Origin of the sequence: Cereibacter johrii (assembly GCF_001720585.1) — a bacterium.
Taxonomy (GTDB): Bacteria; Pseudomonadota; Alphaproteobacteria; order Rhodobacterales; family Rhodobacteraceae; genus Cereibacter_A; species Cereibacter_A johrii.
In genome coordinates, this window is the sequence record NZ_MABH01000239.1 from 1 (window position 1) to 20,157 (window position 20,157).

Below are 20,157 nucleotides of genomic sequence, written 5' to 3' on the forward strand. Positions count from 1 at the left end.
CGCCGTGGCAGCCGCGGTCCGGCTGCTGCTCGGCGCGCCCTCGGCGCGTTGGGTCAGAAGATCCTGCGGCAGCGCCAGATGCACCGGCCCCGGCCGCCCCGCCTGTGCCAGCGTCAGCGCCGCCCGGAGTTCGTGCGCAAGCGTCGGCACCGAGCCCACGCGCGCGGAATGTTTGGTGAAGGGCGCGGTCGCGGCCACCTGATCGAGGGTCTGGAACGCCCCCATCCCGTCCTGCGCCCGGGGCGAGTCCCCGCTGAGGAGCAGAAGCGGCGTCTCGGACTGGCGCGCGCTCATCAGCGGGCCCACCGCATTGGCGGCCCCCGGGCCCGCGGTGACCAGCGCCACGCCCACCTCGCCGGTGAGCTGCGCCCAGCCCTCGGCCATGAAGACCGCCGCCGCCTCGTGGCGCACATGGACGATCTCGATCCCCGAGCCCAGGCAGGCGTCGTAGAGCGGCATGATCTGGTTGCCCGACAGGCTGAAGATCCGGGTCACCCCGCAATCGACCAGCGTGGAGACGAGAAGATCCGCTCCGCGAAGCAGGAAGGGGCGACGGTCGTTCATCGGGATCATGCCTCCGGCTGGTGCACGGCCACCGCCGCGCTCTGGTCTCGAACGAAGGGGGCAGAGCGGTTCGGCGAGGCTCTACCTGTTCCCATTGACAGGCTAATCGAAAGCTAATCTAATAAAAACAAATAAATGCTGACATGTGATGTAAGAAAAACTGACAGAAGAGAGGGGCGGATGTCGATCCGTATGCTCCGCACGCTGATCGCGGTCAGCGAGCACGGGACCTTCAGCGCGGCGGCGGACTCGGTGTTCCTGACCCATGCCGCCGTGAGCCAGCAGATGCAGAAGCTGGAGGAGGATTTCGGCATCCGCCTCTTCGACCGCTCGCGGCGCAGCCCCGAACTGACGCCCTTGGGGCAGGCCTTCGTCAGCCGCGCGCGCGACGTGGTGGCGGCCTATGACGGGCTCGCGCTTGCGGTGACGGGAGAGGGCAGCGTCGAGGGCACGATCCGGCTCGGCGCCGTGCCCACCACGCTGATCGGGCTCATCCCGGTCGCGGTGACGCTGCTCAAGCGCGATTTTCCGGCCCTCAGCGTGACCATCGTGCCGGGGCTGACGACGAACCTCCTCCAGCAGGTCGAGCGCGGCTCGCTCGATGCGGCGGTGCTCACGCGGCCCCATGTGGTGCCGCGGCGGATGGTCTGGAACCATGTGGCCGACGAGCCGCTTGAGCTTCTGGCCTCGCACGACACGGCGAGCGACGACCCGCTGGAGCTGCTGGCCACCCAGCCCTTCATCCGCTTCTCGCGGCAGGCGGTGGTGGGCGGGCTGATCGAGGCCTGGCTCCAGCAGCGCCGGATCGAGGTGCGCGAGAGCATGGAACTCGAGAGCCTCGAGACGATCTCGAGCATGGTGCTGGCGAACCTCGGCGTCTCCATCGCGCCGCGTCCCTGCGTGGATCACATCAACCCTCTGCCGCTCAAGCACATCCCGCTCGATGCGGGCGGGCTTCGGCGCCAGCTCGGCCTCAGCAGCCGGGCCGACAATGCGCGCCCGCGCGTCCTGCGCATCCTGCACGAGAAGCTGGTGCAGGCGGTGGGCATCGGCGTGCTCGACCCTTCTTCCCTCTGACGGAGCTTCCTCGTGACCCTCGACTTCCTCCTTCTCTTCGGGCTCGGCGCGGCGGCGGGCGGGTTCGTCAACGGGCTCGCGGGCTTCGGCACGGCGCTCTTCGCGCTGGCCTTCTGGCTCGAGATCCTGCCGCCCGCGCAGGCCGTGGCGATCTCGGCGGTCATGTCGGTGACGAGCGGGCTGCCCGGCCTCTGGGCCGTGCGCGAGGCGATCTCTCGGCAGCCACGGCGCATCCTGCGCTTCGTGCTTCCCGCGCTGGTGGCGGTTCCGCTCGGGGTGCTCTCGCTCCAGTATGTCGAGGCGGGATGGCTGAAGCTGGTTATCGGTGGCTTCATGGGGCTTTACGGGCTTTTCTTCGCCTTCCGCCGCACCTTGCCCGCGCTCGATCTGCGGATGCCCGTGGCGGATATGGCGGTGGGCTTCTCCGGTGGTTTCCTCGGGGGGGCGGCCTCTCTGTCGGGGGCGCTGCCCACCATGTGGTGCACGCTGCACGCCTGGACGCGGCAGGAGCAGCGCGGGGTGATGCAGCCCTTCAACGTCATCATTCTCGGTGCGACGGTGGTGCTGCTTGCGTTCCAGGGCGCCTACACCGCCGAGACGCTCCTCCTGATCGCGGGCGCCCTGCCGGTGACGATGCTGGCGGCGCAGGTGGGCGTGCGGCTCTTCGCGCGGCTCACCGACACGCAGTTCAAGCGCCTGCTGATCCTGCTCCTCTTCGTCTCGGGCGCGAGCATCCTCGTGCAGGAACTGGGCAAGGTGCTGATGGCGCTCTGACCCCGGGTGGCGGGGAGCGGCCGGCTGCCCCGGCCATCCTCGTGCCCCCGGTCGGTCGCGCAGGAGCCGGCCCGGACTGCGCGCAGCGCCTCGACCCTGAAGGGCCGCCGCCCTCGTGCCCTTCAGCCCGCCAGCACCTTGCGGAAGCGCGCGAGGACGATGGCCAGCGCCACGACCGACATCGCGGCCATCGCCGCCATCTCCCAGACGACGAGCGAGAGGCCCGCGCCGCGGTAGAGGACCGACTGGGCGAAGGCCACGAAATGCGGCGAGGGGCTGACGAGCCGCATGACCACCTGCAACCAGCCCGGCATTGACTCGAGCGGCGTGATCCCGCCCGAGAGCATGAACATCACGATGATGACGGGCAGCACCAGCAGGCCGAACTGGCCCATGTTCTGCGTGAACGAGGCCAGCATCAGCCCGAGGCTCGCCACCGCCACCACATAGAGCGCGGCGCCCCCGGCATAGAGTGCGAGCGAGCCCTCGATCGGCACCCCCATCGCCCCCTCGATCACGAAGGCGAGGCTCAGGACCGAGGCCACGAGGATCACCGCGCCCGTGGCCAGCACCTTCGAGAAGACGATCTCGTGCGGGCGCACCGGCATCACCAGCACATGCTCGATGGTGCCGTGCTCGCGCTCGCGGATCATCGAGGAGCCCGAAAGGATCAGCGTGAGGATCGTCACCGAATTCATCAGCTGCATGACGGCGGTGAACCAGCTGCCGGTCAGGTTCTCGTTGAAGCGGTTGCGCACCTCCACGGCGACGAGCGCAGCGGCGGGCGCGCCGGGCGCCAGATAGCCCTGGATCTCGTCCAGCAGCAGCTGGCGCAGGAAGCTCGCGCCGTTGCCCGCCTGCGCGACGGCGGTGGCGTCGATCAGGATCAGGAGCGTGGCCGGATCGCCGCGGCGCAGGCTCCGCTCGAAGCCGGGCGGGATCGAGACGACCAGCACCTGCCGCCCGGCATTCTGCGCGGCCTCGGCTTCGGCGGCGGTCAGACGCTCGGGCGGGGTGAAGAGCGGCGCGCGGATCGCGCCCGCCAGACGGTCCGAGAGCTGGCTCCGGTCCTCGTCCACCACCGCCACCGAAAGGTTCTTGATGTCGGTGTCGGCCGCGCCCGCCACGAGCCAGGTGGCGATGGTGAAGACATAGATCATCAGCGCGATCATCACCCGGTCGCCGCGGATCGCGCGCAGCTCCTTGACCGTCAGCCGCAGGATGTTCTTCAGGCTCTGTCCGCCCATCTCAGGCCTCCTGCTTGCGCAGCGCGAGGACGGAGAGCAGGAGATAGGCCGCGCAGAAGCCCAGCATCATCAGCCCCGCGGGCCAGAGCTCGGCCCAGCCGAACCCCTTGACGAAGCTGCCGACCGAGACCGGCTGATACCAGGCGCCGGGGAAGGCGCGGCCCAGCGTCCGCGCGGCGGGGGCCAGCGACGAGACCGGCACGATCAGCCCCGAGAAATTGATCGTCGGGATGATGGTGATGATGGCGGTGGCGAAGACCGCCGTCACCTGCGTCGCGGTGAAGGAAGAGATGAACTGCCCGAAGCCCGTCGTCGCCACCACATAGACCGCCGAGATGGCGGCGAGCGCGCCCAGATCGCCCGAGAAGGGCACCTCGAACAGGAGGCGGGCCAGAAGGAACAGCACCCAGAAGCTGCCCCAGGCGATCACGGCGTAGGGCAGCTGCTTGCCCACGAGGAACTCGGCCCGCCCGACCGGTGTCGAGCGGAAGTTGGCGATGGTGCCGCTCTCCTTCTCGCGCACGACCGAGACCGCGGCCATGATCGCAGGCACCAGCATCAGGATCAGCATGATGATCGAGGGCACCATCGCATTGGCCGAGAGGAAGGCCTGATTGTAGAGGAAGCGCGTCTCGACCGTGACCGGGGTCGCCGCGCCGCGGCCCTCCTCGCGCGCGATCCGGGCCGCAAAGGTCTGCAGCACGCCCGTCGCATAGCCGCGCGCGGTCTCGGCGCGGAAGGGCATGGCCCCGTCGATCCAGAGCGAGACCTCGGGCACGCTGCCGCGCCGGAGGTCGCGCCCGAAGCCGTCCGGGATCTCGAGCGCGACCGTCACCGCGCCGCGCGTCATGCGGGCATCGAGATCGGCCCGGCTGGCAAAGTCCGCCCGCCGGTCGAACTGGCGGATGCTCCCGAATTCGTCGACGAGGGTGCGGCTCTCGGCGCTGCGGTCCTGATCGTTGACGGCGAAGCTCAGGCGGTTCACGTCGAAGGAGATGCCGAACCCCATGGTCAGCAGCAGGATCACCGGCGCCGCCAGCGCGAAGAAGAGCCGGATCGGGTCACGGACCAGCTCCAGCGTCTCGCGCCAGCTGTAGGCCCCGGCGCGGGTCAGCGCCTGCCGCATCCGTCCGGCGGGCGGGGCGGGATCGGGCGGCACCATGGCCGCGGTCTCGCCGCCGGCCGAGCCGGTCTGTTCCTCGAGGCAGGCGATGAACGCCTCCTCGAGCGTGGCCGCCCCGCGGCGGGACACGATCTCGGCCGGCGTCCCCATCTCGAGCACGCGGCCCGCATGCATGAGCGAGATGCGGTCGCAGCGCTCGGCCTCGTTCATGAAATGGGTGGTGATGAAGATGGTCACGCCCCGCTCGCGCGAGAGCACGATGAGCTTGCGCCAGAAATCGTCGCGCGCGAGCGGATCCACGCCCGAGGTGGGCTCGTCGAGGATCAGGATCCGCGGCTCGTGGATCGTGGCCACGGCCAGCTGGAGGCGCTGGCGGATGCCGAGCGGCAGGCTCTCGGGTTTCTGATGGGCCACCTCGGCCAGATCGAACTCGGCCATGACCTCGGCCACCCGGGGCGCGCGCCGCGCGGCGGGCAGGGCATAGAGCTGGGCATGAAGCATCAGGTTCTGCCGCACGGTGAGCTCGCCATAGAGCGAGAAGCCCTGCGACATGTAGCCGATGCGCATCCGGCTCTGCATGTCGGCCGCGCCCAGCCGCTCGCCGAAGAGCCGCGTCTCGCCCTCGGTCGCGTCCTGAAGGCCGGTCAGCATCTTCATCGTGGTGGATTTGCCGCAGCCGTTCGAGCCGAGGAAGCCGAAGATCTCGCCCTCGGGGATGGTGAAGCTCACATCGTCCACCGCGGTGAAGTCGCCGAACCGCTTGGTGAGGTGGCGCGCCTCGATGGCGGGGGTGGCGTCGGGCGCATGGCCCCGCGGCGGCAGGGCGACGGGGGCGGCGTCGGCCCCGCCGGGCAGGAGACGGATGAAGGCCGCCTCGAGCGTGGCGGCCCCGGTGCGGGCGCGCAACTCGGCGGGGCTGCCGGTGGCGATCACGCGGCCCCCGTCCATCGCGGCCAGCCAGTCGAACCGGTCGGCCTCCTCCATGTAGGCGGTGGCGACGAGGACGCTCATCCCCGGCAGGTGGGTGCGGATGGCCGCGATCAGCTCCCAGAATTGCCGGCGCGAGAGCGGATCGACCCCGGTCGTGGGCTCGTCGAGGATCAGGAGGTCGGGGTCGTGGATCAGCGCCGAGCAGAGCGACAGCTTCTGCTTCATCCCGCCCGAGAGCTTGCCTGCGGGGCGGTCGGGGAAGGGGTCGAGGCCCGTGGCCCGGAGCAGCATCTCGATCCGCTGTGCGCGCTCCGGCGCCTTCTGGCCGAAGAGCCGGCCGAAGAACTCGAGATTCTCGCGCACCGTGAGGGTGGGGTAGAGGTTCCGCCCGAGCCCCTGCGGCATGTAGGCCACCCGCGGCGCGACCGCCTGCCGCTCGGCGCGGCGGGTCATGTCGTGGCCGAGCACGGTGAGCCCGCCACCCTGCAGCCGCCGCACGCCCGCGACCAGCGCGAGGAGGGTGGACTTGCCCACCCCGTCCGGCCCGATCAGCCCCGCCATCCGGCCCGCGGGAATGGTAAGGCTCACCGCCTCGAGCGCGGTCACGGTGCCGTAGCGGTGCGAGATGCCCGCGATCTCGGCGGCGCTTTCCATGCCCTCAATCCGGCAGCTTCACGGCCAGATCGGCGGGCCAGTCCCGTCCCGGCTCGGTGCGCACGAACCCCAGGCCGCGGACGCCGGTCTTGATCTGGGTCTCGAACCGGGAGAGCAGCTCGGGCGGCACCCGGAGCTTCACCCGGAACACCAGATCCTCGCGCTCCGAGGCGGTCTCGACCGACTTCGGCGTGAACTGCGCCTCGGGCGAGATGAAGGTGACGGTCGCGGGAATGACGTAGCGCGGCACCGGATCGAGGATCAGCCGCGCCTCGTCGTTCAGCACGAGCGGGCCCACGTCGGCTGCGGGCAGGTAGATGTTCATGTAGACGTCGGAGAGGTCGAGGATCGAGACCACCGCCGCGCCGGCCGCCACCACCTCGCCCGGCTCGCGCAGCCGGTAGACCACGCGCCCGCGCACCGGAGCCGCGATCGTCAGATCCTCGAGCGCGATCCGGGCGCGGGCGAGGTCGGCCTCGGCGGCGGCGATCAGCGCGTCGGACTCCGTCACCTGCGCCCGGGCCATCTTCAGCGCCGCTTCGGCCGAGACGGCGGCATTGACCGCATCGTCGCGCACCGCGTCCGACACATGCTTGTCGGCGTGCAGCTGCACCACCCGGTCGCGGTTGGTCTCGGCCACGGTGAGCGCGCTGTCCGCCTGCGCCACGCTCGCCTCGGCCACGCTCTTGCCCGCGTGGGCGCGCATGAGCGCGGCCTTGGCCGCCAGAAGCTGCGCCTGCGCGTCGCGGTCGTCGAGCCGCGCGACCGGATCGCCCGCCGACACGATCTGGCCTTCCGCGACCAGCACCTCGGTCACGCGACCGGCGAGCTTGGCCGCCACATCCACCGTCTGCGCCTCGATCCGCCCGTTCGAGCGCGCGATGCCCTCGGTCTCTTCTGCGAAGAAGCGGGCCTTCAGCTTCTCGAAGGGCGTCTCGGCCCTTGCGGGCGCGCAGGCCAGCGCCGGTGCCAGGAGGAAGGGAAGGAGGGCGCGCATCATGGACTGAGTCTCCCAAGGCCGGGCAGACGGGCCCGTGAGACGATAATGACCCTAGGGGGGCGAGCGTCCAGTCTCTCGCCGGTCACGGACCCCGTCGCCACGGCCCGAGCTGCGGCCTCTGCTGCCCTGCAGCAAGGGCTTTCGGACCGGCGCCGCGGCATTCCGCCGCGGGCGTGAGGTCACGCGGAGGCCGCGGCTCCGGCTGGGGCCTCACGGCTCACTTCCGCATCACGCCCCTGAGGCCGCCGCCGATCAGCAGCGTGACGTCGACCAGTGCCGCCAGAGGCGAGACCCCGCCGGGCGTCACGAGGTAGCGCGACTGCCACTCGGGGCGGTATTTGGCCTTGAAGGACCGCAGGCCGCGGAAATTGTAGAACCGTTCGCCATGTTCGAAGACGGACTGGCCGAGATGGTTCCAGAAGGGGGCGGCCTGATGCGCGGTGATGCCCGACAGCGGCGCCATCCCGAGGTTGAAGCTCCGGAAGCCCTGCCGCTTCATCTCGACCAGCAGGTTGCACAGCAGCACGTCCATCGAGCCCGGCGGCGCGCTGCGGGCAAAGCGCATCAGATCGAGCGTGGCCTCGGCCTTCGTCCCCGTCTGCATGACCGTGGCGAAGGCCACGATGCGCCCCTCGGCGCGGAGCACCGCCACCGGCTGCGCGGCCACATAGTCGCGCTCGAACCGGCCGAGGGCGAAGCCCTTCTCGCGGGTGTCGTGATGCGCGAGCCAGGCGTCCGAAACCTGCTGGAGCTCGTCGAGGATCGGGCCGAGGGTAGCGGGCTCCAGGAGCTCGAAGGCCAGACCCATCCGCTCGCCCTTGCGCAGGGCCTGCCGCTGCTCGGCCCACTGGCTCGAGTGCAGGTCCATCGCCTCGAGATCGACCACCGCCCGCTCGCCCAGCTTCAGCCCGCGCAGGCCCGCATCGGCACAGAGCGGCAGAAGCGAGGGCGGCACCTGATAGAAGACCGGCCGCCCGCCCTTGGCCCGCGCGGTCTCGATGAAGCGCCAGATCAGTTCGGCCTGCGCGCGCGGGGCGCCGATGGGCCCGAAGAGCGAGATCCAGGACTGGCCCTGCACCGCATACATGAGGAAGGCGTCGCCCGCGTCCGAGAAGATCAGGCTCTTGTCGCGCATCCGCACGAGATTGGCCTCGCCCATGTCCTGCCTCTCGACGATGGCGAGCGCCTTCTTCAGCTCGGCCTCGTCGGGCATCCCCGGCTCGGGACGGGCGGGCTGCATCAGGCTGCGGATCGCGATCAGCGCCGACAGCACCACCACGCCCAGGAGGGCGCGCAGCCCGCGCGGCGCCTCGGCCGAGATCTCGAACTGCCACCAGAGCTCGTGGCTGTATGCCACGTCCTTCTGGACGAAGAGCAGGATCGTGATGGCCGAGATGGCCACGGTGGCGATGCCGGCGATCCAGGGCGGCGTCAGCGTCTGCGCAAAGAGCGAGGCGGGCCGGTCGAAGAGCGGCCGGCTCAGGAGGAGAAAGCCGATCAGGGCGGCCAGCATCACCGCCTCGTAGGGAGCCAGCGCCTTGACGAAGGTGAAGAAGAAGGCCGCGCTCGCCGCGCCCAGCGTCAGCCAGTAGGCTCCGTCGAGCCGCTGCGTGAGGCCGCGGGCCGCCACGAACAGCACGAGGCCGATCAGGCTCGACAGGAAATGCGCGCCCTCGATGAGCAGGGCGGGAACGTAGCCCGCAAGCCAGACGAGGTTCGCCTCGCGCGCGGGGATCACGCTCGAGAAGATCAGCATCACGCCGCAGATCACCGCGAGCGAGCCCAGGAGCGAGGGCGCGAGCAGCGTGCCCATCCGCTGCGCCCATTCGAGGCGGGGCGAATGGAGCGCTTCGAGCGCCTCGGTCCAGGCCACCACCACCACCGCGATCAGGAGGGGCACGACATGGTAGATCACCCGGTAGAGCACGAGCGATCCCAGCAGCGCGTCCGTCCCCGTCGCGCCGCCGAGCGTGGTCAGAATCACCGCCTCGAGGACGCCCAGACCCGCGGGGACGTGGCTCAGCACGCCAAGGCCGATGGCGATGGCATAGATGATGACGAAGGAAATCCAGCTGACCTGCAGATCCTGCGGCAGGAGCACCCAGAGGACCGTGGCGCAGACCATGAGATCGGCCGCGGTGATGGCGAGCTGGCCTATCGCGATGCCGGGGCGCGGCATGTGCGGCCGCAGCCACCCGTCGCTGCGCCAGAGGATCGCCGCCGCCACCGTCAGCGCGACGAGGAGGCCCGCCGACAGAAGCCGCAGCATCTGCGGCGTGAGACCGGCGAAGCCCGCCACCTGATCGGCCGCCACCAGCGCCGCAAGCGCGGTGGTCACCGTCAGCCCGAGGCCGAAGGAGAGGGTCACGAAGGCGATCACGCCGGCGATCTGCTCGCCCGAGAGGCCGAGCCGGCTGTAGCCGCGATAGCGCACCGCCCCGGCCGAGAGCGGGCCGAAGCCCACGGTGTTGCCGATCGCATAGGCGCTGAAGGCGATCATGCCCACCTGCACCAGATTGGCCTGCTTGCCGAGATGGCGCAGCGCGTTGACATCGTAGCCCGCGAGCAGGACGAAGCTCACCACGGTGAAGAAGCCCGCGATCAGGATGTCGGTCCAGGTCGTCGCCTCGAGCGCATGCAGGATGTCTTCGTAGCGGATGTCGCCCGTGATCCGGTAGGTCGTGTAGGCCACCGCCGCGAAGACGACCCATGTCACCAGCGCGAGCAGCACGGTGCGGTTGCGACTGAGCCAGTCGCGCACGGGCCTCGACCGGGGCGGGAGGGCCTCGTCCGGGGGAGTCGCGGCTTCGGGCGTCTCGCTGCGCCAGGACATGCAGTGCCCTTTCTGGATCGCCCGCCTGACGGCTCCGGCGTTGCTCCTCATGCTGCGCCCGGCCCGGCGCGGAAGCGCAAGGCGCGGCGCACAGCATCCTGAAGATCGTCGGTTCCCGACGCTCGTGTCGCGCGTCCTTCTAGCCTGCGCCCGCGTCGCCGCCAAGCCCCTCCGGCGCGCGACCGCCTGCCCCTGCCGCAGCGTCGGTCGGGGCGCCCCGACCGCGCCGAATCTCCGCCATCCTCCCGCGCCGCCGGCATCTGTCGCCGGGGGGATGGGGGCGGCGCACCGTCTCCCTCGGGAGGAGCGGCGCCTACGCCCTTCGGAAGGGGCAAGCCTCATCCTGGCTCGGCGGCGACCGCCGGGCGGCTCGGGCCTGCGCTCAATCGCTGGGCAGCGGCCGGCAAACCCGCGGCGCCGGGGCGGGTTCCGCCGACATTCCCGTGAGGAGAAGGCCGGTTCCGGCGTATCATCCAAAGCCGTGCGGAGTGGCTGGCGAAGGGTTGACGCTGGATGGGAGGCAGGCCGTCGGATCCGCCCTTCGACGTCGCGGTGGTGGGAAGCGGCCCGGCCGGGCTCGCCATCGTCAGCCGCCTCGTGGGACGCGGGCTCAGCCTCGCGCTGATCGAGGCCGGAAGCCGGCGCCGCGACCGCGAGGACGAGGAGGACTCGCTCGGCGCCGAGAGCCTGTCGGGCCACGGTCATCCCGCCGCCCATCTCTTCCGGCGCCGGATGCTCGGCGGCGCCTCCACCGTCTGGGGCGGGCGCTGCATTCCCTTCGACCGGATCGACTTCCGTTCCGGGGGCGGCGGGATCGGCTGGCCCGTCGATCCCGGCGAGATCGAGCGGCACCTGCCGGCGGCGGCGGATTTTCTCGATTGCGGCGCGCCCGAGTTCGACGAAGCCGCCTTCGACCGGCCGCTCCGGATGAACCGGCCCGAGGCGGCCGACCTCGAGCTCGACACTATCGAGAGATTCTCGCGGCCGACCGACCTGTGGGAGAAGCTGCGGCCGAAGCTCGAGGGGCGGCGGGATCTGCGCGTGCTGGCCGGCCATCTGGTCACTTCGGTCGAGCTCTGTCCCGACGGCAGCCGGGTCGAGGGGCTGCGTCTCGTCGACCGCGCCTCGGGCATCCGGTCCTTCCTGCGCGCGCGCCATGTGGTGCTGGCCTGCGGCGGCATTGAGACGGCGCGGCTGCTGCTTGCTTCGCGCGACGTCCGGCCCGAAGGCATCGGGAACCACAGCGACCATCTGGGCCGCCACTACATGACCCATGTGATCGGCGATGTGGGCGAGCTGCATCTGACCTCGGCGATCGAGGGCGGCAAGATCGATTATCGCCGGACCCGCGACGGGATCTACGGGCGCAGCCTCATCCGCCTCACGGATGCCTGCCGCCTGCGCGAGCGGCTGCCGAACGCGCTGTGGCGGCCTGCGCCGCCGCCGAGCTGGGATGCGGCGCACCGCGACCCGATCCTGTCGGCGGTGCATCTGGCCAAGCTGCTCCTGCCCAAGGAATATCAGCTGGGACTGGTCGGTGCCGCCGCTCTGCCGCCGACACCCGAGATCCTCGCGCATCTTGCCAACATCCTGCGAGAACCGGTTGATCTGGCGTCATTCCTCCCCCACATCCTCTTCAGGCGGGTGCTGGCGCGCCGCAAGCTGCCTTCGGTCTTCCTGATCCGCCGCGACCGGCGCTACCGGCTGGAGATGAATGCCGAACAGATGCCGGATCCGCAGTCGCGCATCACGCTCGGCACGACGCGGGACCGCTGGGGCATGCCGCGGATCCGGCTCCACTGGCATCTGGATCCGGCAACGCTGTCCGGCGTGCGGGCAAACCTCGCCCGGCTCGAGGCGCAGGTGGCGGCCGGCGGGATCGGGCAGTTCCTCTGGTCGCCCGAGACGGTCGAGCAGGCGCTCGGGGCGCAGGGCGGGCATCACATCGGCACGGCGCGCATGTCGGCCCGCCCCGAGGACGGTGTCGTGGATCCGGACGGCACGGTCTGGGGCGTGCCGAACCTGCATCTGGCGGGCGCCGCGGTCTTTCCGACCTCGGGCGCGGTCAATCCGACGCTGCTCTTGACCTGCCTCGCCTTCCGGCTGGCCGGTCATCTGGGGCGCCGGCTGACGGGATGACGGTCAAGGCCGCCCGGCCCGGCGGCAGGCGGCCACGGGCAAGGCGCCGGCCCGCGTCCTGTCGGCCCCGCGCTCATTGAGGGCCGAGCCGCCGGACCGGCCCCGGCTGCCGGGATCAGGAGGGGCAGGCGGCGCCGCTGTCGATCCAGGCGCGCGTGAGCTCGCCGAAGATCTTCTGGCTGCCGGGTGCGGGCTCGCGGCCCTCGCCGGGATCCCAGCCCCAGCCCACGAGCCCGTCCTCTGCATTGTGCTCGTGCAACTGTTCCAGCGTCTTGCCGCCGTTGCGCTCGGGGTCCTTCATCTGCGCGCAGATCTCGCCCAGACTGCGGCCGACCCAGCCCATGCTGATCGGTGCCAGCGCCCAGGGCTCGTGGCCCGGGATGCTGCCGGGGCTGCCGGTGAAGGAGACGTTCCGCGACCCGTGGCAGGTGGTGCAGTTCATCCCCACCGCGCCGAAATCGGCCTCGCCGCGGATCACGGGCGGGTTGTGGGCCTGCATCCGGTCGCCCTGCGTGGGCCCGCCCTCGACGGGGTGGCAGTTCAGGCAGCGCGGATGGGTCAGGACCTTGCCCATCTCGGCAAAGAGCGCCGCGGAGCGGGCGCTGTCGTCGGCGATGTCGGCGAAGGCGTCGGGCCCGCGCAGATCCTGCGCGAGCGCAGGGGCCGCCGCGAGCACCGCTGCGGCGAGGAAAGAAAGGCGCATGGTCACCTCAGGACAGAAGTTGCGCGAAGGGAAGCTGGCGAACCGGCTGACCCGTGAGGGCGCGCCAGGCATTCGCCACGGCAGGGGCAAGGGGCGGCACGCCGGGCTCGCCCACGCCGGTGGGCGGCTCGGTCGAGGGCAGGATCGCGACATGAACCTGCGGCATCTCGTGGATGCGCAACAGGCGGTAGTCGTCGAAGTTCGACTGCTGCACCCGCCCCTCGCCGTCGAGCGTGATCGCGCTGTAGAGCGCGGCCGACAGCGCATAGCCGATGCCGCCCTCCATCTGGGCGCGGATCACGTCGGGGTTGACCGCCACGCCGCAATCGACGGCGCACCAGACCTGCGTGACCTTCGGCAGGGCGCCGCCATTCTCGACCTCCACGATCTGGGCCACATAGGTGCCGAAGCTCTTGGCCACCGCCACGCCATAGGCGCGGCCGGCGCGGGTGCGGCCCTGCCAGCCCGCGATCTCGGCCACCTTTTCCAGCACGCCGCGGTAGCGACCCGCCTCGGGCGTCATCAGCTCGAGCCGCCCCTGCACCGGGTCCTTGCCCGCCCGCTCGAGCACCTCGTCGAGGAAGACCTCGACCGCGAAGGCCGTGTGCGTGTGGCCGACAGAGCGCCACCAGAGCACGGGCACCGGGCTTTCCACCCGCGCCCAGGAGATGCGCCGCGCGCCCACGTCATAGGGCAGGTCGTTCGACCCTTCGTAGGAGCTGGGATCGAGCCCGTCCTGCATGAAGGCCTCGAGCGCGGTGCCGGCCATGATCGACTGGTTCGCCACGGCATTCTCCCAGCCGACGATCCTACCATCGGAATCGAGCCCGGCGCGCAGCCGGTGGAGCGTCATGGGGCGGTAGTAGCCGCCCTTCAGATCGTCCTCTCGGGTCCAGAGCAGCTTGAAGGCCCCGTCGCGTCCGGCAGCCTGCGCGATATGGGCGATCTCGGCGGCCAGATGCCCGTTGCCCTGCGCGCGCCGCCCGAAGGAGCCGCCCGCGAGGAGCACGTTGATCCTGACCGCGTCCATCGGCAGGCCGAGGGTCTCGGCCACGGTCGGCCGGTCGATCGAGGGAAACTGGCAGCCATACCAGAGCTCGGCGCGGCCCTCCTTCACCTCGATCACCGCATCGAGCGGCTCCATCGGCGCATGGGCGAGATAGGGGAAGCGGTAGTCGGCTTCGAGAACCTCGGCGGCGCCCCCGAGGGCGCCCCTGTCGCCCGATTCCTCGACCACCCGGGCCTCGGCAAGCGCACGGGCCATGTCTTCCAGCATGGCGGAGGAACTGCGCCGCTCGGCCCTGCTCTCGTCCCAGCGGATCTCCAGCGCGTCGCGGCCCTTGATGGCGGCAAAGGTGTTGCGGGCATAGACCGCGATCCCCTCGGGGATCTGGCGCACCATCTCGACGCCCTTCACCTTCAGCGCGCCGGCATCGTCATAGGAGGCCACGGTAGCGCCGAAGGCGGGCGGATGGGCCACCACGACCGTCAGCATCCCCTCGCGGTAGATGTCGAGCGTGAATTCGGCGGTGCCGTCCGACTTGGCGGCGGAATCGAGCCGCTTGCCCTGGCCGCCGATCAGCACGAACTGCGACGGGTCCTTCAGCGGCGGATCCTGCGGCACCGCGCGCTCGGCCGCGGCGGCCGCGAAGGCGCCGAAGCCCGCCTCCCTGCCGCCGGGATGCGAGAGCCGCCCCGCGCGGACGGTGATCTCCGAGGCGGGCACGCCCCATTCCTCGGCTGCGGCCTCGACCAGCATGGCGCGGGCCGCGGCGCCCGCCTTGCGCATCTGGATGTAGCTGTTGGCGATGGCGGTCGAGCCGCCGGTGCCCTGCGCCCCGAAGGCGAGGTTCTTGTAGAGCGTATCGTCGGCGGGGGCGGCCTCGGCGCGCATCTGGCTCCAGTCCGCGTCCATCTCCTCGGCCACCAGCGTGGCAAGCCCGGTGTAGGGGCCCTGACCCATCTCGAGATGCTTGATGATGACCGTCACCGTATCGTCCGCGCCCACCCGGATGAAGGCGTTGGGCGTGGCGGGCAGGTCCGGCGGCGCGCCCTGTGCCCGGGCGAAGGGGGTGGGCAGCACGAGGGCGAGGGTGAAGCCCGCGGTGGTGGCGAGGAAGCGGCGGCGCGAGAGCAGGGTCATGGCTCAGCCCTCCAGGGTGCGGGCGGCGTCGTGGATCGCCTGCCGGATGCGGACATAGGTGGCGCAGCGGCAGAGGTTGCCGCCCATCGCGTGATCGATCTCCTCGTCGGTGGGCTTCGGGATCTGGCGCAGGAGCGCGGTCGCCGACATCACCTGGCCCGACTGGCACCAGCCGCATTGCGGCACGTCCGAGGCGGCCCAGGCGGCCTGCACGGCGGAGATCTCAGGCCCCTCCATCCCTTCGATGGTGGTGACGGACGCATTGTCGATCATCCCGACCGGCGTCACGCAGGACCGCCGGGGCATCCCGTCGAGCATGACGGTGCAGGCCCCGCACTGGGCGACCCCGCAGCCGAACTTGGTGCCGGTCAGGCGCAACTCGTCGCGCAGGACCCAGAGCAGGGGGGTGTCGGGATCGACGTCGAGGGACATCTCGCGTCCGTTGACGGTCAGGTGGATCATGGCGGCCTCCCGGTGGCTTTTGCCGGCGACCTAGCGGCCGAAGGCGCTGCGTCAAGAGGTCGCGGCGCGGCGGCCGGCCTTTCGGCTCAGCCGGCCTGCCGGCCCGTCCCGGCCGGAGGCGCGGCTTCGTCGCTGCCGATGACGCCCCGCAGCGCCTCGAGGGTGGCCCGGTAATGTTCGGTCAGCAGCTCGCACGCCAGATCCACCTTGCGGTCGATGGCCGCGGCGAGGATGGCCGCATGTTCCGCAGCCGCGCCCTCGCGCCGCTGGACGTTGGGATGGACGTTCATCGACAGGCTGCGGTAGCGCACCGCCTGATCCATCATGGTCGAGCAGAAGCCGAGCAGCCAGCTCGAGCCGCAACGTTCGAGGAGCAGCATGTGGAAGGCCTTGTGCAGATGCTCCCATTCCTCGGCCAGATCGCGCCCGGAGGCGTCGGGCATCCGCCGGTTCGTCCGTGCCAGCCGGTGATAGGCGAGCACGAGGTTCTCCTCCCATGTGACGTCGCCCTGCGCGATCGACTCGCGCAGGGCCAGGGTCTCGAGCCAGATCCGGGTCTTCACCAGTTCCTCGAGCCCCGCCATCGAGATGCCCGCCACGAAGAAGCCGCGCTGGCTCTTGCGCTCGACGAGCCCTTCCGAGGAGAGGCGGTTCAGCGCCTCGCGCACCGGGGCGATGCCGATGCCGTAGCGGTCCGAGATGCCCTCGATATGGAGCTTCACGCCGGGAAAGAGCTCGCCCCGCAGGATGTCGCGGCGGATCCGGTCGTAGGCCTGTTCCGACAGGTTCCGCGCTTCGGGGGGCGCCTTCTCCGCAGCACTCGTCATCACGCAGCTCCGATGGGCTGATTCGCCTTGTTCCAGAAGACGAGACGCTTTTGCAGCCAGGCCACGGTGAAGAAAAGGGCCAGACCGAGGAGGCTCAGATAGAGGATCAGCGCGAAGACGCGCGGCGTGTCCATCTGGCTGGCCGACTGGCGGATGAGCGCGCCGAAGCCGCGCCCGCCGCCCAGGAACTCGCCCGTGATGGCGCCCGCCATCACCCCCACTGCGGCGATCTTCAGCCCGGTGAAGATGTGCGGCAGCCCGTTCGGCAGCTTGAGCCGCATCAGCGTCTGCAGCCGCGAGGCGCCCATCGCCTTGAACAGCATCCGCTCGTTCTCGGAGGCGGAATAGAGGCCTGCCGCCGTCGAGACCACGATGGGGAAGGTCGCGATGAAAGCCGCCAGCGCCACCTTCGAGGCGATGTCGAAGCCGAGCCAGGCGATGAAGAGCGGGGCGAAGGCGACCTTCGGCATCGTGTCGATCGCCACGAGATAGGGCATGACCGCGCGCTCGCCGAACTTGGTCTCGCCGACGAGCACGCCCAGCGAGAAGCCGATGCCCGTGGCCAAGAGGAAGGCCCAGAACACCGTCCGCGTGGTGGTCCAGAGCGCCTCGAGCATGTAGCCCCCGGTCAGGAGGTTTTTGCCCACGAAGATCAGGTCTTCGAGCGTCTCGCCCGGGCTCGGCAGGATGATGGGCGAGACCCAGCCCATGCGCGCGGTGGCCAGATCCCAGATCGCCACCACGACGACGGCGAGGGCCAGCATCGCCACCCAGCGCGGCACCCGGTCGATCAGCGCCTCGTGCTCGACCCAGACGGTGTCGCGGCTGTCGGGAGTGTCGGTCATTGGTGGGCCTCCTTGCCGAGCAGGTCGCGGATGTGGCCGACGATCTGGCCGAACTTCGGCGTGTTGATCATCTCGAGCGTGCGGGGGCGGGGCAGGTCGATCACGATCTCCTCGACCACCCGCCCCGGGCGCGGCTTCATCACGAGCACCCGGTCGGACAGGATCACCGCCTCGGCGAGCGAATGGGTGACGAGGAAGGCCGTGGCCTCCTGCTCGGCGCAGATCCGTTGCAGCTCCATGTTCATGAAGTCGCGCGTGAGCTCGTCGAGCGCCGAGAAGGGCTCGTCGAGCAAAAGGACCGCGGGCTCCGAGATCAGCATCCGGCAGATCGAGGCCCGCTGCGCCATGCCGCCCGACAGCTCGCCCGGGAAGACACGGGCGAAATCGCCGAGACCCACCAGCGACAGGAGCGCCTGCGCGCGCGGCAGGGCGGCCTTGGCCGCCGCCCGCCCCTCGCGGATCTCGATGGGAAGCACGATGTTCTCGATCGTGGTCTTCCAGGGCAAGAGCGTCGCCTGCTGGAACATCATGCCGATATCGGGGCGCGGCCCCGTCACCGGCCTGCCGTCCAGCACGACGCGCCCCCGCGTGGGCGGCAGAAGCCCCGACATGATCTTCAGGAGCGTCGACTTTCCGCAGCCGGAGGAGCCGACGACCGAGACGAACTCGCCCTTGCGCAGGGTCAGATGCACGTCCTGCAGGGCGACCAGCCGGTTGTTGGCATAGGTCTTCGACAGGCGCTCGATCTCGTAGATCGGCCGCGCGGGGGCGGCCGTCTCCGGGATCCGGGCACGGGGTTCTGCCATCGCCATCAGCCGTTCCAGCCTTCGACGAACTCGTTGGTATAGACCGAGGCCAGATCCCCGATCGGCTCGGACAGGGCGCCGGAGGCCACGGCGGAGTCGTGGATCGCCTGCCAGTGTTCGGGCGGCTGGTAGCCGTAGCCCTTGCCGATGAAGGCCTCGGTCGGGGTCATGCGGTTGACCACCCCGTCATAGAGCGAGGCTGCGTAATCCTGCTCGCCCTCCTGCGGATTGCCGGCCGCGCAATGGGCCAGCGCCTTCTCCTTGTTGGCCGGATCCGAGGCGAAGCGCGTGCCGCGCACCAGCGCCCGGCCGAAGGCGGGGGCAAGCTCGGGCATGGCCTGCATCTGGCTCTCCAGCATGGCGATGCCGTTGCCGAAGAAGCCGAGGAAGGCCTCGGGCGTGATCTCGCGCAGCGTGAGGCCGCGCGCGGCAAGGATGGCCGCATCCGAGACCGCGCCCGCATAGGCCGCCACCTCGTCGCGCAGGAAGGCCACCGCCGCCGTGCCGCCGTCGCCCACCGGCAGGAAGCTGTAATCGGCCCCCTCGGTCATGCCCGCCTCGGTCAGGATGGCGCGGGTGAAGGAGACCTCGGCCCCGTCGGCGGTGCCCACGCCGATGACCTGACCCTTGAGGTCGGCGGGGGTCTGATAGGCGCTGTCCTCCTTCACGAGGAGGCCGAAGACCGACTTCGGATAGAGATTGTAGAGGAACTTGACGTCCACCCCGCGGGCGCGGGCGCCGAGCGTCGGGCCCGGTCCCGGCGCGCCGATCTGCGCCTGTCCCGCCGACATGGCCTGAAGCACGGCCGAGGAGCCGTCGATGGCCTCGAGCCGGGGCTCGAAGCCTTCCTCGGCGAAGTAGCCTTCGCCCACCGCCACCCAGTAGGGCAGCCATGTCAGGGCCGAGGGGTTGGGAACGGCGAAATTCACCGCCGTCTGGGCGCGGATCAGGCTTGGCGCCCCGATGGCAAGGCTTGCGACGCTTCCGGCGGTCAGAAGGCCGAAGCTGCGACGGCTCAGTCTGGTCGTGCTGGTCATCTTGTTGTTCCTCCCGTTGTCGGACGTCCCGCCCCGACGAGGGGCGCTCCCTCCGCGACTCAGCGTATACCATTCGGGCCGTATTTCAAAAAAATATACGAAACAGAGTATCTGGCGTTTTCATATCTTGATCTGCCGTCCGATACCGGGAACGCTTTGGCATCACGAGTCGCGGCCGGCAGGGCTGCGGCCCGCACGCGACTGTTCAGGAGGAGTGACAGATGGCGGCCTACGTCCTACCCACCGCGGCGCAAGCCCACCTCGATGTCGTCGGCAGCGACGAGAAATTCCCGGTGCGCCGGGTCTATTGCATCGGCAAGAACTACGTCGCCCACATCCGCGAGATGAACGCGGACGAGCGCGACCCGCCGGTGATCTTCATGAAGCCTGCGGATGCGGTGGTGCGCAACGGCGGCGAGATCCCCTATCCGGTCTTCACCGAGAACTTCCATTACGAATGCGAGCTCGTGGTGGCGCTGAAGTCGGGCGGCTACAACATCTCGGTGGCCGATGCCGCGAGCCACATCTACGGCTATGCCGTGGGCCTCGACATGACGCGGCGCGACCATCAGAAGGGCGTGCTCGAGAAGGGCCTGCCGTGGGAGGTCACGAAGGCCTTCGACCTCTCCGCCCCGATCGGCCCCGTCACCCGCGCCGAGGAGTGCGGCGTGCTGACCTCGGGCCAGCTCACGCTGAAGGTGAACGGGCAGATCAAGCAGGATGCCGACATCGGGCTGATGATCTGGAAGGTCGACGAGATCATCGCCAAGCTCTCCGAGCAGCACCGCCTTCAGCCGGGCGACATCATCATGACCGGCACGCCCGCGGGCGTGGGCGCGGTCGTGACGGGGGACGTGCTCGACTGCACGATGGAGGGGCTCGCGCCGATGCAGGTCCGCATCGGGCCGAAGGCCGTCTGAGAGACGTGGTGCGCGCGGCCGATCTTCTCGCGCTCGGCACGGCGACGCTCGGCGAGGCCTGGCCGGGCGCGCG

The 20,157-nt window shown here is 70.3% G+C and carries 16 protein-coding genes; 4 read left to right on the forward strand and 12 right to left on the reverse strand.

The annotated features are described in order from the left end of the window. Positions 1 to 564, reverse strand: a 564-nt coding sequence (locus A9O63_RS19960) for a thiamine pyrophosphate-binding protein (protein WP_141703128.1), incomplete at its 3' end; no start/stop codon positions are given. Between the two features lie 180 nt (positions 565 to 744). Here A9O63_RS19960 and A9O63_RS19965 point away from each other — a divergent pair. Together A9O63_RS19965 and A9O63_RS19970 are read left to right on the forward strand one after the other, a co-directional pair. Then, positions 745 to 1,641, forward strand: a complete 897-nt coding sequence (locus tag A9O63_RS19965; RefSeq protein ID WP_069333459.1) for a LysR family transcriptional regulator — start codon at positions 745 to 747, stop codon at positions 1,639 to 1,641. A 12-nt stretch (positions 1,642 to 1,653) separates the two neighbouring features. Continuing rightward, positions 1,654 to 2,415, forward strand: coding sequence for a sulfite exporter TauE/SafE family protein (locus A9O63_RS19970; RefSeq protein ID WP_069333460.1), 762 nt, complete (start codon positions 1,654 to 1,656; stop codon positions 2,413 to 2,415). A gap of 122 nt (positions 2,416 to 2,537) precedes the next feature. On the opposite strand, the gene A9O63_RS19975 is transcribed toward A9O63_RS19970, so the two are convergent. From A9O63_RS19975 to mprF, 4 genes are all read right to left on the reverse strand, one after another. Beyond that, positions 2,538 to 3,662, reverse strand: a complete 1,125-nt coding sequence (locus A9O63_RS19975) for an ABC transporter permease (protein WP_069333461.1) — start codon at positions 3,660 to 3,662, stop codon at positions 2,538 to 2,540. A 1-nt stretch (position 3,663) separates the two neighbouring features. Beyond that, on the reverse strand, positions 3,664 to 6,369 hold the full coding sequence (rbbA, locus tag A9O63_RS19980) for a ribosome-associated ATPase/putative transporter RbbA (protein WP_069333462.1): 2,706 nt from the start codon (positions 6,367 to 6,369) through the stop codon (positions 3,664 to 3,666). A 4-nt stretch (positions 6,370 to 6,373) separates the two neighbouring features. After that, a complete protein-coding gene (locus tag A9O63_RS19985) occupies positions 6,374 to 7,369 on the reverse strand; it encodes an HlyD family secretion protein (protein ID WP_069333463.1) in 996 nt (331 codons plus the stop codon). A gap of 217 nt (positions 7,370 to 7,586) precedes the next feature. Next, positions 7,587 to 10,202 carry a bifunctional lysylphosphatidylglycerol flippase/synthetase MprF gene (gene mprF, locus A9O63_RS19990; RefSeq protein WP_069333464.1) on the reverse strand — a complete coding sequence of 872 codons (2,616 nt, stop codon included), beginning with the start codon at positions 10,200 to 10,202 and terminating at the stop codon, positions 7,587 to 7,589. A 513-nt stretch (positions 10,203 to 10,715) separates the two neighbouring features. Here mprF and A9O63_RS19995 point away from each other — a divergent pair. Then, positions 10,716 to 12,341, forward strand: coding sequence for a GMC oxidoreductase (locus A9O63_RS19995; RefSeq protein WP_069333465.1), 1,626 nt, complete (start codon positions 10,716 to 10,718; stop codon positions 12,339 to 12,341). Between the two features lie 115 nt (positions 12,342 to 12,456). Here A9O63_RS19995 and A9O63_RS20000 read toward each other — a convergent pair whose 3' ends face one another. The 7 genes from A9O63_RS20000 to A9O63_RS20030 all read right to left on the reverse strand — a co-directional run bounded on the left by A9O63_RS20000 (position 12,457) and on the right by A9O63_RS20030 (position 19,164). Then, entirely contained in the window at positions 12,457 to 13,044 is a 588-nt protein-coding gene (locus tag A9O63_RS20000; protein WP_069333466.1) for an Isoquinoline 1-oxidoreductase subunit, read from the reverse strand. A 7-nt stretch (positions 13,045 to 13,051) separates the two neighbouring features. Beyond that, positions 13,052 to 15,187: a xanthine dehydrogenase family protein molybdopterin-binding subunit gene (locus A9O63_RS20005; RefSeq protein ID WP_069333467.1), complete on the reverse strand. Its 2,136-nt coding sequence runs from the start codon at positions 15,185 to 15,187 to the stop codon at positions 13,052 to 13,054. A gap of 3 nt (positions 15,188 to 15,190) precedes the next feature. Then, entirely contained in the window at positions 15,191 to 15,649 is a 459-nt protein-coding gene (locus A9O63_RS20010; RefSeq protein WP_069333468.1) for a (2Fe-2S)-binding protein, read from the reverse strand. Positions 15,650 to 15,735: 86 nt separating this feature from the next. Next, on the reverse strand, positions 15,736 to 16,476 hold the full coding sequence (locus A9O63_RS20015; protein WP_069333469.1) for a GntR family transcriptional regulator: 741 nt from the start codon (positions 16,474 to 16,476) through the stop codon (positions 15,736 to 15,738). Then, a complete protein-coding gene (locus tag A9O63_RS20020; RefSeq protein ID WP_069333470.1) occupies positions 16,476 to 17,321 on the reverse strand; it encodes an ABC transporter permease in 846 nt (281 codons plus the stop codon). Before A9O63_RS20020 ends, A9O63_RS20015 begins: the two co-directional genes overlap by 1 nt. Then, on the reverse strand, positions 17,318 to 18,133 hold the full coding sequence (locus A9O63_RS20025) for an ABC transporter ATP-binding protein (RefSeq protein WP_002723717.1): 816 nt from the start codon (positions 18,131 to 18,133) through the stop codon (positions 17,318 to 17,320). The genes A9O63_RS20020 and A9O63_RS20025 overlap by 4 nt, the downstream gene beginning before the upstream one ends. Continuing rightward, positions 18,133 to 19,164, reverse strand: a complete 1,032-nt coding sequence (locus tag A9O63_RS20030; RefSeq protein WP_069333471.1) for an ABC transporter substrate-binding protein — start codon at positions 19,162 to 19,164, stop codon at positions 18,133 to 18,135. Before A9O63_RS20030 ends, A9O63_RS20025 begins: the two co-directional genes overlap by 1 nt. 221 nt (positions 19,165 to 19,385) lie before the next feature. On the opposite strand from A9O63_RS20030, the gene A9O63_RS20035 reads away from it, so the two are divergent. Next, complete coding sequence (locus tag A9O63_RS20035) at positions 19,386 to 20,084, forward strand: fumarylacetoacetate hydrolase family protein (protein ID WP_069333472.1); 699 nt, start codon at positions 19,386 to 19,388, stop codon at positions 20,082 to 20,084. Positions 20,085 to 20,157: the final 73 nt, after the last annotated feature.

Bases quoted from the DNA above. Each gene is read 5' to 3' on its own strand.
- A9O63_RS19985 (WP_069333463.1), bottom strand. From the start codon at position 7,369: ATGATGCGCGCCCTCCTTCCCTTCCTCCTGGCACCGGCGCTGGCCTGC.
- A9O63_RS20035 (WP_069333472.1), top strand. From the start codon at position 19,386: ATGGCGGCCTACGTCCTACCCACCGCGGCGCAAGCCCACCTCGATGTC.
- A9O63_RS20000 (WP_069333466.1), bottom strand. From the start codon at position 13,044: ATGCGCCTTTCTTTCCTCGCCGCAGCGGTGCTCGCGGCGGCCCCTGCG.
- A9O63_RS19975 (WP_069333461.1), bottom strand. From the start codon at position 3,662: ATGGGCGGACAGAGCCTGAAGAACATCCTGCGGCTGACGGTCAAGGAG.
- A9O63_RS20020 (WP_069333470.1), bottom strand. From the start codon at position 17,321: ATGACCGACACTCCCGACAGCCGCGACACCGTCTGGGTCGAGCACGAG.
- A9O63_RS20025 (WP_002723717.1), bottom strand. From the start codon at position 18,133: ATGGCGATGGCAGAACCCCGTGCCCGGATCCCGGAGACGGCCGCCCCC.
- rbbA (WP_069333462.1), bottom strand. From the start codon at position 6,369: ATGGAAAGCGCCGCCGAGATCGCGGGCATCTCGCACCGCTACGGCACC.
- A9O63_RS19965 (WP_069333459.1), top strand. From the start codon at position 745: ATGTCGATCCGTATGCTCCGCACGCTGATCGCGGTCAGCGAGCACGGG.
- mprF (WP_069333464.1), bottom strand. From the start codon at position 10,202: ATGTCCTGGCGCAGCGAGACGCCCGAAGCCGCGACTCCCCCGGACGAG.
- A9O63_RS20005 (WP_069333467.1), bottom strand. From the start codon at position 15,187: ATGACCCTGCTCTCGCGCCGCCGCTTCCTCGCCACCACCGCGGGCTTC.
- A9O63_RS19995 (WP_069333465.1), top strand. From the start codon at position 10,716: ATGGGAGGCAGGCCGTCGGATCCGCCCTTCGACGTCGCGGTGGTGGGA.
- A9O63_RS20030 (WP_069333471.1), bottom strand. From the start codon at position 19,164: ATGACCAGCACGACCAGACTGAGCCGTCGCAGCTTCGGCCTTCTGACC.
- A9O63_RS20010 (WP_069333468.1), bottom strand. From the start codon at position 15,649: ATGATCCACCTGACCGTCAACGGACGCGAGATGTCCCTCGACGTCGAT.
- A9O63_RS20015 (WP_069333469.1), bottom strand. From the start codon at position 16,476: ATGACGAGTGCTGCGGAGAAGGCGCCCCCCGAAGCGCGGAACCTGTCG.